Genomic DNA, 11,836 nt, shown 5'->3' on the forward strand with positions numbered 1-11,836 from the left:
GCTCAGTCTCCAATGGCCGGCTGCGGCGCTTGTGGCGCCGGCCGCGCAAGCACGTGCAACAGCGGCAGGAGCATGCCCCACAGCAGCCCCAGGCCGACCAGGGTTGGCCCTGTGCCGTAGGCAAAGGTCACCCCGGCCAGCCGGCCGCCGGCGTAATAGGACAGCGGTCCGCATAGGGCGCCCAGGGCGCAGGCCAGCCACCAGGGTCGGGCTGTCCAGGCCAGGCAGTGGCGCAGGGTGGTTGCCAGCAGTGCCCACAGCAGCATCAGCCAGAACGGAATCAACAGGCTCACTTGCTGGAACTGGAACACCCCCAGCCAGTGCAGAAAACTGTCCAGTGTGATGCCGATCGAGGCGATGCCGACGATCATCCGGCCTTCGTCGGCCCACCTGCCGATCCAGCGCAAATGTGCGATCAGGATCGCCACTGCCAGCAGCAGCCACAGGCTGTCGCCACTGAGCACGCAGATGAACCAGCCCGCTTGGAACAGCAGGGCATTGGCCAGTTGCCTACGCATCGAAGCGGCCCAGCAGTGGCTGCGGCGCCGCTGCGGGCTTGGCCAGCAGCAGTTGCGCGGTGCCGATGGTGCGTTCCAGGAAACCGCCCTCGCAGTAGCACAGGTAGAACTCCCACAACCGCAGGAAGTACTCGTCATAGCCCAGTTCGCTCAGGCGTCCGTGGGCGCGGCGGAAGTTCTCGTGCCACAGGCGCAGGGTGCGGGCGTAGTGCAGGCCGAAATCTTCCATGTGCAGCAGGTTCATGTCGGTGTCGCGGCTGACCACCTCAAGCATCTTCTGCACACAGGGCAGGGCACCGCCGGGGAAAATGTAGCGCTGGATGAAGTCCACGCCCTTCTTCGCCTGTTCATAGCGCTGGTCGCGAATGGTGATGGCCTGCAGGAGCATCAGCCCGTTGTTTTTCAACAGCTGCGCACATTGCTTGAAGTAGGTGGGCAGGAAGCGATGGCCCACGGCCTCGATCATTTCGATGGACACCAGCTTGTCGTACTGCCCGGTGAGGTCGCGGTAATCCTCCAGCAACAGGGTGACGCGATCCTGCAGGCCGGCGGCTTCGATGCGTTGCCGGGTAAAGGCGAACTGCTCCCGGGACAGGGTCGTGGTGGTTACTCGGCAGCCATAGTGTTGGGCGGCATACAGGGCCATGCTGCCCCAGCCGGTGCCGATCTCCAGCAGGTGGTCGTCGGGTTGCAGGGCGAGTTTCTGGCAGATGCGCTGCAGCTTGTTCAACTGAGCCTGTTCCAGGCTGTCGCTGTCGCTGCGAAACTGCGCGGCGGAATACATCATGGTGGGGTCGAGGAACTGCTCGAACAGCTCGTTACCGAGGTCATAGTGGGCGGCAATGTTTTTCTGCGAACCCTTGCGGGTATTGCGGTTGAGCCAGTGCAGGCCGCGGATCAGCGGCCGGCCGATGTTCGCCAGGCCACCTTCCATCGCATCCAGCACCTCCAGGTTGCTGACGAATACGCGAACCACGGCGGTCAGGTCCGGGGTGCTCCAGTAACCGTGGATAAAGGCCTCGCCGGCACCGATCGAGCCGCTGCTGGCCACCAGGCCCCAGGCGCTGCTGTCGTGGATGTGGATCTCCCCGAGCAGGGTTGCGCCGCTGCTGCCGAAGACCAGGCGTTCGCCGTCTTCGAAGATCACCAGTTGCCCGTGGCGCAGTTGTGCCAGTTGCCGCAGCACGCCACGGCGCAGCAGGCTGGCGGTCAGGCTGTGGGTGCTCAACAGCGTGGTTTTGGCCGAGACGCTAGAGGATTTCATGGGGGCGATCCTTGGGTTGAACAGCGGCTGTGCGACAGGCCCCGTCAGCGGCCTCATGGGGGACAAACTCGATGCCCTTGCCGGCCAGGCGCAGGGCTTGCCAGTAGATCGCCAGGCAGGTCTTGGCGGTCATCCATGGAAACCGCAGCAGGTAGCGATGCAGGCTGCGCCGATCCAGGGGCTGGCGTTGCAGATTGAGGGTGGCGTCGAATACCTTGAGCTCGCCCTGCCAGTCGGCCATGTGCACGCCGAGTCGGTCGGCGGGCGGGCTGAAGCTCATGCGGTATTGCAGGTCCCGGGGCAGGAACGGTGAGACATGGAAGGCTTTGGCCACGGCGAAATGCTGGTGCTCTGCCGCCTCGGCGCTACCGGGGCGGGCCGGCAGCACATAGTGATAACGCTCGCGCCAGGGGGTGTTGGTGACCTCGCAGAGAATCGCCGCCAGTTGCCCATTGGCCTCGAAGCAATAGAAAAAACTCACCGGGTTGAACGCCAGGCCCCAGCTGCGCACCTGGGTCAACAGGCGCACTGCGCCGCTCGGCGCATGGCCGATGGCTGCTGCCACTTGCTGGCGCACGGCATCGATCAGGCGCATGCCCTGGCCGGTGAAGTTGGTCAGGTAGTCGCTTTCCCGGAAGGCGAACGGTGCGAAGCGGCTCTGCCCGGCCAGGGGCGAAAGCCCCAGCACGGCTTGTTGTTCGTCCAGGTCCAGGTACAGCAGGCCGATGCGATAGCGAAAGGCGTGGCCCTTGGGCACAAAGCGCCGGTGGCTGATCCAGCCGCTGTACAGGGCACTGTTCACAATTGCTCCCCAAAGGCCTGGGCCACTCGCAGGGCGCTGACCACCCCATCCTCATGAAAACCATTGGCCCAATAGGCACCGCAATAGAAGCTGTGCTGGGCGCCTTGCAGTTCGCCCCAGCGAGCCTGGGCCGCCACGGCCTGGAGGCTGTATTGCGGATGGGCGTAGCTGAAGCGGGCGAGGATCTTCGACGGTTCGATGGCCGCGGTCTGGTTGAGGCTGACGCAGAAGGTGGTGGCGCTCTGCAGCCCCTGGAGAATGTTCATGTCGTAGGTCACCGCAGCAGCGTTCTCGGCGCTGGCGTCGAGGCGGTAGTTCCAGCTGGCCCAGGCCAGGGGGCTGCGGGGCAGCAGCCGGGTGTCGGTGTGCAGCACCACCTCGTTGTCGGCGTAGGGCAGGGCCTGGAGTATCTCCCGTTCGGCGCGGCTTGGGCTGGCCAGCAGACGCAGCGCCTGGTCGCTGTGGCAGGCGAACACCACCTTGTCGAAACGCTCGCTGCCCGCGGCACTGTGGATCACCACCCCCAGCTCGTCGCGCTCGACCCGCAGCACCGGGCAGTCGAGGCGGATGTGCTGCTGGAACGAGGCGGTCAGCGGCTCTATGTAGCGGCTGGAGCCGCCCTCGATCACGCACCACTGAGGGCGGTTGCTGACTGACAGCAGGCCGTGGTTCTTGAAGAAACGCACGAAGAATTGCAGGGGGAAGCCGAGCATCTGCCCTCGGGACATCGACCAGATTGCCGAGCCCATGGGCACGATGTAGTGCTGGATGAAGCGTTCACCGTAGCCCTGGTCTTTCAGGTAGCCGCCCAGGGTGGTATCAGCGGCGATCCGCTGGTGCTGCAGATCGCGCAGGGCACCTCGGTTGAAGCGCAGGATGTCTCGCAGCATGCCCCAGAACCCCGGTGACAGCAGGTTGCGGCGCTGGGCGAACAGGCTGTTGAGGTTGTTGCCGTTGTACTCCAGGCCCGTGGCAGGGTCGCAGACCGAGAAGCTCATCTCGGTGGGTTTGAACCTGACCCCGATCTGCCCCAGCAGGCGCATGAAGTTGGGGTAGGTCCAGTCGTTGAAGACAATGAAGCCGGTGTCCAGCGCATGAGTTTCGCCGTTCAGGGTCACGTCGACGGTATGGGTGTGGCCGCCGATCCAGCTGCCGGCTTCGTATACACGGATGTCGTGGCGGCGATCGAGCAGGTAGGCGCAGGTCAGGCCGGCAATGCCGCTGCCGATGATGGCGATTTTCATGCGGTGTCCCCCGTGCGGGCCAAGCGTTTGCCAATGGCCAATTGCAGCCGGCCGGGCAGCCAGGCCAGGAACTTGAGGCCGATGATGAACGGGGTGGGGAAGGCAATCTCCAGCGGCCGTCGCGACAGGCGTTGGTGAATGTGCCGGGCGGCCTTGCCGGCGGGCCAGCGCAGGGGCATGGGAAAGTCGTTGCCCGCGGTCAGCGGGGTGTCGACGAAACCCGGGCTGACCAGGGTGACATCGATGCCCTCGGCGGCCAGGTCGATGCGCAGGGATTGCAGCAGGTAGCGCAAAGCCGCCTTGGAGGCGCCGTAGGCGCCGGCGCGGGGCAATGGCCAGTAGGTCACCGAGCTGGCGACAGCCACCAGGTGCGGACGGTTGCCGGATCGCAACAGCCCTAGCGCGGCTTCGATGCAGTAGGCGGCGGACAGCAGGTTGGTGCTCAGCACCCGCTCGACCAGGGCGGCGTCGAACTGCCGCACGTCGATGTATTCACAGGTTCCGGCGTTGAGGATCACGGTGTCCAGGGCGCCCCAGGCCTGGGCGATGCGCTTGCCGATCTCGCGCACCTGCAAGGCGTCGCAAAGATCGCCGGGCACCACCAGCACGCGCCCCGGGTAACGCAGGGCCAGCGCATCCAGCGGCTCGCGGGAGCGAGCGCTGACGGCAACCTGGGCGCCGGACTTGAGCAGTTCTTCGGCCAGGGCCGCGCCGATGCCGCTACTGGCGCCGGTGAGCCAGACCCGGCGAGGAAGTATCGAGTTCATCCGAGCCTCCTTTTCAGCCAGGCGATGACCGAACCCAGGATGGGCACTTGTTCGTAGAGCAGGGCGCCGGCGTCGAAGTAGTCGCGGTGGCGGTAGACCCTGCCCTCACGCCAGTGCAGGTACGAACAGCCCTGCACCCGGATCGACCGGCCACCGTTGAGGCGCGGATGGCGGTAGTTAAGGGTCCAGCGCAGGTAGCCCTGGCCCTCGCCGCAGGTGTCGGCGCCGTGGAAGTCGAAGCGCACCTCGCTGAGGTTGGCGTACAGCTGGGCAAAATAGTCGTGCAGGCGCGCCAGCCCGTGGATCTCATGCAGCGGATCGCAGAACTGGATATCAGCACTGTAGAGTTGCTCCAGGCGGTTCAGGTTGTGGCGGTCCAGGCTGGCAAACTCCCGGGCGAAGCACTCGAGGAAGTCAGGCATGGGCCCCTCCCGCGTCCTGGCGTGCAGGCAGAGCCTTGAAGGCGGCCAGGGCGCGCTGGCGGGACATCGGCAGGTTGACCATGGGTGCTGGATAATCGGCGCTGCCGAACAGCCCGCCCATGGCGGCGGGGTTGTGGATATCTTTTTTGCTGAGCCCCGCCAGCTGTGGCAGCCAGTGCTTGATGAAGCGCCCTTCGCTGTCGAACTTCTCCGATTGGCTCACGGGGTTGAAGATGCGGAAGTACGGTGCCGAGTCGGTGCCGGTGGAGGCGCTCCATTGCCAGCCGCCGTTGTTCGCCGCCAGGTCGCCGTCGATCAGGTGGCGCATGAAGAAGCGCTCGCCCTCGCGCCAATCGATCAGCAGGTTCTTGGTCAGGAACATTGCCACGATCATCCGCAGACGGTTGTGCATCCAGCCGGTTTCCAGCAATTGGCGCATGGCTGCGTCGATGATCGGCAGGCCGGTGCGAGCCTCCTGCCAGGCCGCCAGCTCCTCGGGGGCGTTGCGCCAGGCCAGCGCCTCGGTGTGGGCGCGGAAGGCCCGATGCCGGGAAACCCTTGGGTAGCCCACCAGGATATGTTTGTAGAACTCGCGCCAGAGCAGCTCGTTGATCCAGGTGACGGCGCCGGGATTGCCGCTTTCGAACTCTCCCTGGTTGCAGCGCAAGGCCGCGTGCAGGCACTGGCGCGGCGAAATCATCCCGGCAGCGAGGTAGGGCGAAAGCTGGCTGGTGCCGGGCTTGGCCGGGAAGTCGCGTTCGCTCTGGTAATAGGCGATCTGTTCGTCGGTGAACTGTTCGAGGCGTCGTCGGGCTTCATCCTCGCCGGCCGGCCACAGTTCCCTCAGCGCCTGGCTGGGGCAAGGGAAACCGTCGATGTGACGAGGCAGTGGATCTGCGTTGAGCGACAGCGGCAACTGCGCCTTGGGCGCGCTCACCAGGGCCGGCAAGGCGGTGTGCAGGCGGCTGTAGCAGACCTTGCGGAACTGGCTGAAGACCTGGAAGTAGCCACCGCTGCCGGTCAGCACGCTGCCGGGTTGGAACAGCAGTTGATCGAGGTAGCCCTGGACACTCACGCCGGCTGCTTCCAGGGCTTGGGTCACGGCCGTGTCGCGGCGGCTCTCGTGGATGCCGTACTCCTGATTGAAGTGCAGCGTGCGCACCCCCAGTTGTGCGCACAGTTCCAGCAGGACCCTGGGCGCCTGGTCCCACGTGGTGGCGCTGCGAATCAGCAGCGGTATGTTCAGTTGGCCCAGGGCTGCGCTCAAGGGTTGCAGGGCGCGCAGCCAGAAGTCGACCTTGCACGGTGCGTCGTCATGGGCCTGCCACTGCTCCGGGCTCAGCAGGTACACCGCCACGGTCGGGCCTCGTTGTGCGGCGGCGCTCAGGGCGGTGTTGTCATGTAGGCGCAGGTCGCTGCGCAGCCAGATCAATTGCATGCTGGTTCCCGGATTTAGAAGAGTCCTCGCTGAAGCAGCGCCTGGCAGGCCGAGATCGGGTCCTGGGCCAGGTACAGATCAGCGATTTCAGTGATACATACGGACCACTCGGCAGGCTGGATGCATACCGCGGGTCCGACGATGAATTTTTTGCAGGCAATGCCATTCAGCAACCTGGGCAGCGGTGCAGGGTTCAGGGCTTTGCTGGAATACAGCAGCAGGCCCCTGGGTTGCAGGCGCTCGGTGGCCAGCAGCAGTTCGGCGCCGGGCAGTGGCCAGTCGAAGACCTCCACCGGGCAGTCGGCGCTGCTGGCCAGCCAGGCGGTCAGCCAGAGGTGGGGTTCCAGGGGCAGGTCCGACTGGTTGACCAGCAGCAGCGGGGGACCCTGCAACTGGCGGTTGTTGTGGTAGATCCGCGCACCGAGCTTGCTGCGCAGCCAGGAATAGAAGAACACCTGCTCCATCTGGCTGCCGAACTGGCCCTGCCAGTGCCGCTCCAGTTCTGCCAGCAATGGCATCAACAGGTGTTCGCACAAGGTGCGTGGCGGGTATAGCGCCATGGCCTGGTTGAAGGTGTCGTCGACCTTGCGTTCCGCCAACTGGCTGATGGCCTGGCGCAGGGCCTGGCGCAGTCGCTGCCAGTCATTCTCGACCGGTATGCTGCCCTTCGGGGCGCTGCCCAGCAGGTGCTTGACCTGGCTCACCGCAACGCCGCGGTTGAGCCAGGTGAGGATGGCCAGCACCTGCTGCACCTGTTCCGGGGAATACAGGCGATGCCCCTTGGGCGTACGCAGCGGCACGATCAGGCCGTAGCGACGTTCCCAGGCTCGCAGGGTGACGGCGTTGACCCCGGTCTGGCGAGCCACTTCACGAATCGGCAGCCAGCCTTCGTCCAGGGAGTGCTGGTACTGGGCGTTGGGCTCGACTTGGGGGGCGGGCTGTTGCATGGCTCAGATCCCGTTGCGCAGGCTGAGGCTTTCCGGGTGGGGCTGCAGATACAACTGCTGGGCGATATAGGGATCGGGGTGCTGGCGGAAGTGGTGCTTGAGCAGGGTCAGCGGCACGACCAGCGGCACCACGCCGGTGCGGTACTGGCTGATGAGATGCTGCATTTCCTGCTTGTCTTCGGCGGTGATGGCCTGCTTGAGGTAACCGCAGAGGTGCTGCAGCACATTGCTGTGGGTGCCGCGGGTCGCGCATTGGCTCAGGGCCGCCATCAGCTCGCGAAAATACTGCGGGCCGATCAGCGCCGGGTCGCCTTTGCCCATGCTGCCCAGCAGATGGCCCAGGGTCTTGTACTGCAGCGGATGATGGGCCATCAGCAGGTATTTGCAGCGCGAGTGAAAGTCGGTCAGGCCGCGGCGGCTCAGGCCTTCCCTGAGCAGGGCCTGCCAGTCGCGATAGATGTAGACCCGGGTCAGGAAGTTTTCCCGCAGTACCGGGTCGTTCAGGCGCCCGGCCTCTTCTACCGGCAGTTCTGGATGGCGCTCGCAGATTGCCTGGGCGTAGATGCCCCGACCGCCGTTTCGATGGGCCATACCGTTGGCTTCATAGACCTTGACCCGTTCCAGGCCGCAGGATGGCGAATTCTGCATGAAGATGTAGCCGCAGATATCGTCCAGTTGCGCGGCCATGCGTTTGCCGTATTCCGCCAGGGCAAGGGTGACATCCAGGGTATTGTCCCGCGTGCCGGTGGCCCGGGGTTGCCGAGGATCGCCCACCAGGCGAATGGGTTCGCGGGGTGTGCCCAGGCCAATGGCGACTTCCGGGCACAGTGGCACGAAGTCGAAGTGTTCGCTCAATACCCGGCTGCACAGGCGGGACTCTTTATGCCCACCGTTGTAGCGGACCTCGGCGCCCATCAGGCAGGCGCTGATGGCAATCTTCGGCTGGGTGGGCATGATTCGACCTCCGGGGGGTGGCTATACAAAAACTAAAACCTGTACAACTTTTCGTCATCATAGGATTAAAGTTGTACAAGTCAAATTGTTTGTATAGCTATTTCCCTCGGCAGGTGCGCCGGCCTACTGCCAGCCCATTCGCCAGTCGCTGTCGTTCTGCAGGTCTTGCCAGCTCATGCGCTGGCAACGCCGGGTCAGTACCGCCTGCAGTTCGATGTCCAGCACTATGCCTTGCTCATCATGGAACAGTTGGCTGACCAGGAAGTGTTTCTCGCGGTGTTGCGGGCGGGCTGCTGTCCACTTCGACAGCAGCAGTTTGCGCGGGTTGATGCGATTCACTGCAGGCTCTCGTGCAGACGACGCGCAGCCTCCTGCCCGCTGAGCCAGGCACCTTCGACCCGTCCGGACAGGCACCAGTCGCCGCACACGTACAGGCCCAGGTCAGCATCGGCCAGGGCGCCCCATTCGTGGCTGGTGGCCGGGCGGGCATAGAGCCAGCGGTGGGCCAGGCTGAAGGCGGGGGCAGGCATGCTGCTGTGCAGCAACTCGGCAAAGGCACCGTGCAATTGCTCGGTCACGGCCTCTTTGGACAGGTCGATGTGCTGTCGGCTCCAGGTGCTGGTGGCGTGCAGGATCCAGGTATCGAGTTGGCTATCGCGCCCTGGTTTGCTGCGGTTGCGGGCCAGCCAGTCCAGGGGGCTGTCCTGGACGAAGCAGCCTTCCATCGGGGTTTCCAGGGGCGTCTCGAAGGCCAGGGCCACGGCCCAGGTCGGGTCCATTTTCACCCCCGCCGCCACCCCGGCGAGCTTCGGCGCGGCGGCCAGCAGGGCAGTGGCCTGGGGCGCCGGTGTGGCGATGACCACATGGCTGAATGGGCCGTGGGTGAAGCCTTCGGCGTCCTGTAGGTGCCAGTGCTGTTCGCCGCGAAAGACTTCGGTGATACGGCAGGCAAAGTGCACTTCCAGATCGCCGATCAGGGCGCGGGTGATGGCGCTCATGCGTGGCGTGCCGACCCAGCGGGTCTGTTCATCCGGTGAGGGGCTGAGCTGGCCGCCATGGGAGTTGTAGAGCTGTGGCGCCCATTCGGCGACCCAGCCCTTGGCTTGCCAGCGTTGGACTTCGGTGACAAAGCGGCGATCGCGAGCGGTAAAATACTGGGCTCCCAGGTCCAGGCTGCCGGCATCGCTGCGTTTGCTCGACATGCGCCCGCCGCTGCCATGGCTTTTGTCGAAGAGTTCAACGGGATGCCCGGCATCTCGCAGCGCCTGGGCGGCTGAGAGTCCGGCGATGCCGGTACCAATGATTGCAATGGGTACTGTCATAGGGGCCTCGTTTACCTTTCTGTACAGATTACGTCGCCGCCAAAACCTGTACAATATTGTTTTTTGGTATAGCTTTCGGCGTCATCGGTTTGGCAGGTTGTCTATCGTTAAAACACAGCCTGTCCGATTGAAAAGATCCCTGCTTATAAAAATAGACTAGTGATTCGGGTTAAACGCCACGCGAGGAAGATGTCATGCATATATTGCTGACCGGCGGTACTGGTTTGATCGGGCGTGCTCTGTGTCATCACTGGCAGGCGCAAGGTCATCAGTTGAGTGTATGGACTCGCCAACCCGAAAAAGTGGCCGGCTTGTGCGGTCCCCAGGTACGGGCAATCAAAGAGCTGCAAGAGCTGGACCAGACTCCGGTGGATGCGGTGGTCAACCTGGCCGGGGCACCGATTGCCGATCGGCCCTGGACCCATAAGCGCAAGGCGCTGTTGTGGAACAGCCGCGTTGCCCTGACTGAAACCCTGCTGGCCTGGATGGAAAGTCGTGAACACAAGCCCCGGGTGCTGGTGTCGGGGTCGGCAGTCGGCTGGTACGGCGATGGTGGAGAGCGAGAGCTGAGCGAGGACTCGCCGCCGGTCAGCGAGGACTTTGCCAGCCAGCTGTGCATTGCCTGGGAGGAAACCGCCCTGCGCGCCGAGTCCATGGGTGTGCGTGTGGTACTGGTGCGCACCGGTTTGGTGCTGTCCGCCGAGGGCGGCTTTTTGTCGCGCCTACTGCTGCCATTCAAGCTGGGGCTGGGTGGCCCGATTGGTAACGGTCGCCAGTGGATGCCATGGATTCATATCAAGGATCAAATAGCCCTGATTGATTTTCTTGTGCATCAGGATGAGGCGCGGGGTCCTTATAATGCCTGCGCGCCAAAACCGGTGCGCAATCGCGAGTTTGCCAAGAGCCTGGGACGGGTCCTGCATCGACCGGCCCTGTTGCCACTGCCCGGCTTTGTCTTGCGCCTGGCCCTGGGCGAGTTGTCGGTGCTGTTGCTGGGTGGCCAGCGGGCGGTTCCCGCGCGATTGCTGGAGTCGGGTTTCACTTTCCAGTTCACTGATTTGCCTGCGGCCCTGGACGATGTGTCCCGCCGCCCCTGAAATAGGACGTTGCATGACCGATCACGCGTTGCTCCTGGTCAACCTGGGCTCGCCGGCCTCCACCTCGGTGGCGGATGTGCGCAGCTACCTCAATCAGTTCCTCATGGACCCTTATGTGATCGACCTGCCCTGGCCGGTGCGGCGCTTGCTGGTGTCGCTGATCCTGATCAAGCGGCCGGAGCAATCGGCCCATGCCTATGCGTCGATCTGGTGGGAGGAGGGCTCGCCGCTGGTGGTGCTCAGCCGTCGCCTGCAGCAGGTGATGAGTGCGCAGTGGCAGCAGGGACCGGTGGAGTTGGCAATGCGCTACGGCGAGCCCTCGATCGAGTCGGCGTTGCTGAAGCTGACTGCCCAGGGACTGCGTAAAATCACCCTGGCGCCGCTCTATCCGCAGTTTGCCGACAGCACGGTGACCACGGTGGTCGAAGAGGCTCGGCGGGTGGTACGCGAGCACCAACTGGATGTGCAGCTCAGTGTGTTGCAACCCTTCTACGATCAGCCCGAGTACATCGAAGCCCTGGTGGCCAGCGCCAGGCCACACTTGCAGCAGTCCTTCGATCACCTGCTGCTGAGCTTCCACGGCCTGCCCGAGCGGCACCTGCTGAAGCTCAATCCGGGACATCGCCTGGATGGTGCGGGGGATTGCTGCGAGGGATCGTCGCCCGAGGTGCTCGCCAACTGCTATCGCGGCCAGTGCTTCCAGACGGCCAAGGCCTTTGCCCGGCAGATGGGGCTGGCCGACGGCCAATGGTCGGTGTCGTTCCAGTCACGGCTGGGCCGTGCCAAATGGATCGAGCCCTACACCGAGGCGCGGCTTGAAGAATTGGCCAAGCAAGGGGTGAAGAAGATCCTGGTGATGTGCCCGGCGTTCGTCGCCGATTGCATTGAAACCCTGGAAGAGATCGGTGATCGCGGTCGCGAGCAGTTCCGCGAGGCGGGGGGTGAGGAGTTGCTGTTGATCCCCTGTCTGAATGACGACCCGCAATGGGCCAAGGCCCTGAACACCCTGTGCGAGCGCGCGCCCCTGGCGCTGTAAACGACATCGCCGGCCTGCCGGCTCC

Annotated in this window: 13 protein-coding genes; 2 read left to right on the forward strand and 11 right to left on the reverse strand. The window is 64.3% G+C overall.

Annotation, left to right across the window (positions count from 1 at the left end):
* Window positions 1-2: 2 nt before the first annotated feature.
* The 11 genes from U873_RS0130400 to U873_RS0130450 all read right to left on the reverse strand — a co-directional run bounded on the left by U873_RS0130400 (window position 3) and on the right by U873_RS0130450 (window position 9,678).
* The gene (locus U873_RS0130400) at window positions 3-518 is read right to left on the reverse strand and encodes a DUF2878 domain-containing protein (protein ID WP_025131838.1); all 516 of its coding nucleotides are present in this window, start codon (window positions 516-518) and stop codon (window positions 3-5) included.
* A complete protein-coding gene (locus U873_RS0130405; protein ID WP_025131839.1) occupies window positions 511-1,782 on the reverse strand; it encodes a cyclopropane-fatty-acyl-phospholipid synthase family protein in 1,272 nt (423 codons plus the stop codon). The genes U873_RS0130400 and U873_RS0130405 overlap by 8 nt, the downstream gene beginning before the upstream one ends.
* On the reverse strand, window positions 1,769-2,584 hold the full coding sequence (locus U873_RS0130410; protein WP_025131840.1) for a DUF1365 domain-containing protein: 816 nt from the start codon (window positions 2,582-2,584) through the stop codon (window positions 1,769-1,771). Before U873_RS0130410 ends, U873_RS0130405 begins: the two co-directional genes overlap by 14 nt.
* The gene (locus U873_RS0130415; RefSeq protein WP_025131841.1) at window positions 2,581-3,828 is read right to left on the reverse strand and encodes an NAD(P)/FAD-dependent oxidoreductase; all 1,248 of its coding nucleotides are present in this window, start codon (window positions 3,826-3,828) and stop codon (window positions 2,581-2,583) included. Before U873_RS0130415 ends, U873_RS0130410 begins: the two co-directional genes overlap by 4 nt.
* The gene (locus U873_RS0130420) at window positions 3,825-4,595 is read right to left on the reverse strand and encodes an SDR family oxidoreductase (RefSeq protein ID WP_025131842.1); all 771 of its coding nucleotides are present in this window, start codon (window positions 4,593-4,595) and stop codon (window positions 3,825-3,827) included. The genes U873_RS0130415 and U873_RS0130420 overlap by 4 nt, the downstream gene beginning before the upstream one ends.
* On the reverse strand, window positions 4,592-5,017 hold the full coding sequence (locus U873_RS0130425; RefSeq protein WP_025131843.1) for a nuclear transport factor 2 family protein: 426 nt from the start codon (window positions 5,015-5,017) through the stop codon (window positions 4,592-4,594). The genes U873_RS0130420 and U873_RS0130425 overlap by 4 nt, the downstream gene beginning before the upstream one ends.
* Complete coding sequence (gene phrB / locus U873_RS0130430) at window positions 5,010-6,455, reverse strand: deoxyribodipyrimidine photo-lyase (protein ID WP_025131844.1); 1,446 nt, start codon at window positions 6,453-6,455, stop codon at window positions 5,010-5,012. The genes U873_RS0130425 and phrB overlap by 8 nt, the downstream gene beginning before the upstream one ends.
* A 14-nt stretch (window positions 6,456-6,469) precedes the next feature.
* Window positions 6,470-7,402, reverse strand: coding sequence for a MerR family transcriptional regulator (locus U873_RS0130435; protein WP_025131845.1), 933 nt, complete (start codon window positions 7,400-7,402; stop codon window positions 6,470-6,472).
* Window positions 7,403-7,405: 3 nt separating this feature from the next.
* Window positions 7,406-8,356, reverse strand: coding sequence for a DUF523 and DUF1722 domain-containing protein (locus tag U873_RS0130440; RefSeq protein ID WP_025131846.1), 951 nt, complete (start codon window positions 8,354-8,356; stop codon window positions 7,406-7,408).
* Between the two features lie 123 nt (window positions 8,357-8,479).
* Entirely contained in the window at window positions 8,480-8,695 is a 216-nt protein-coding gene (locus U873_RS0130445) for a TIGR02450 family Trp-rich protein (protein ID WP_025131847.1), read from the reverse strand.
* Window positions 8,692-9,678, reverse strand: a complete 987-nt coding sequence (locus U873_RS0130450; RefSeq protein WP_025131848.1) for an NAD(P)/FAD-dependent oxidoreductase — start codon at window positions 9,676-9,678, stop codon at window positions 8,692-8,694. The genes U873_RS0130445 and U873_RS0130450 overlap by 4 nt, the downstream gene beginning before the upstream one ends.
* 194 nt (window positions 9,679-9,872) lie before the next feature.
* On the opposite strand from U873_RS0130450, the gene U873_RS0130455 reads away from it, so the two are divergent.
* Both U873_RS0130455 and hemH read left to right on the forward strand, forming a co-directional pair.
* A complete protein-coding gene (locus tag U873_RS0130455; RefSeq protein ID WP_025131849.1) occupies window positions 9,873-10,775 on the forward strand; it encodes a TIGR01777 family oxidoreductase in 903 nt (300 codons plus the stop codon).
* Between the two features lie 13 nt (window positions 10,776-10,788).
* Window positions 10,789-11,811, forward strand: coding sequence for a ferrochelatase (gene hemH / locus U873_RS0130460; RefSeq protein ID WP_025131850.1), 1,023 nt, complete (start codon window positions 10,789-10,791; stop codon window positions 11,809-11,811).
* The last annotated feature ends 25 nt before the right edge of the window (window positions 11,812-11,836 follow it).

The sequence above is a fragment of the Pseudomonas sp. PH1b genome (assembly GCF_000633395.1).
In the GTDB taxonomy this organism is placed as follows: Bacteria; Pseudomonadota; Gammaproteobacteria; order Pseudomonadales; family Pseudomonadaceae; genus Aquipseudomonas.

Bases quoted from the DNA above. Each gene is read 5' to 3' on its own strand.
- U873_RS0130400 (WP_025131838.1), bottom strand. From the start codon at position 518: ATGCGTAGGCAACTGGCCAATGCCCTGCTGTTCCAAGCGGGCTGGTTC.
- U873_RS0130405 (WP_025131839.1), bottom strand. From the start codon at position 1,782: ATGAAATCCTCTAGCGTCTCGGCCAAAACCACGCTGTTGAGCACCCAC.
- U873_RS0130415 (WP_025131841.1), bottom strand. From the start codon at position 3,828: ATGAAAATCGCCATCATCGGCAGCGGCATTGCCGGCCTGACCTGCGCC.
- U873_RS0130420 (WP_025131842.1), bottom strand. From the start codon at position 4,595: ATGAACTCGATACTTCCTCGCCGGGTCTGGCTCACCGGCGCCAGTAGC.
- U873_RS0130425 (WP_025131843.1), bottom strand. From the start codon at position 5,017: ATGCCTGACTTCCTCGAGTGCTTCGCCCGGGAGTTTGCCAGCCTGGAC.
- phrB (WP_025131844.1), bottom strand. From the start codon at position 6,455: ATGCAATTGATCTGGCTGCGCAGCGACCTGCGCCTACATGACAACACC.
- U873_RS0130435 (WP_025131845.1), bottom strand. From the start codon at position 7,402: ATGCAACAGCCCGCCCCCCAAGTCGAGCCCAACGCCCAGTACCAGCAC.
- U873_RS0130440 (WP_025131846.1), bottom strand. From the start codon at position 8,356: ATGCCCACCCAGCCGAAGATTGCCATCAGCGCCTGCCTGATGGGCGCC.
- U873_RS0130450 (WP_025131848.1), bottom strand. From the start codon at position 9,678: ATGACAGTACCCATTGCAATCATTGGTACCGGCATCGCCGGACTCTCA.
- U873_RS0130455 (WP_025131849.1), top strand. From the start codon at position 9,873: ATGCATATATTGCTGACCGGCGGTACTGGTTTGATCGGGCGTGCTCTG.
- hemH (WP_025131850.1), top strand. From the start codon at position 10,789: ATGACCGATCACGCGTTGCTCCTGGTCAACCTGGGCTCGCCGGCCTCC.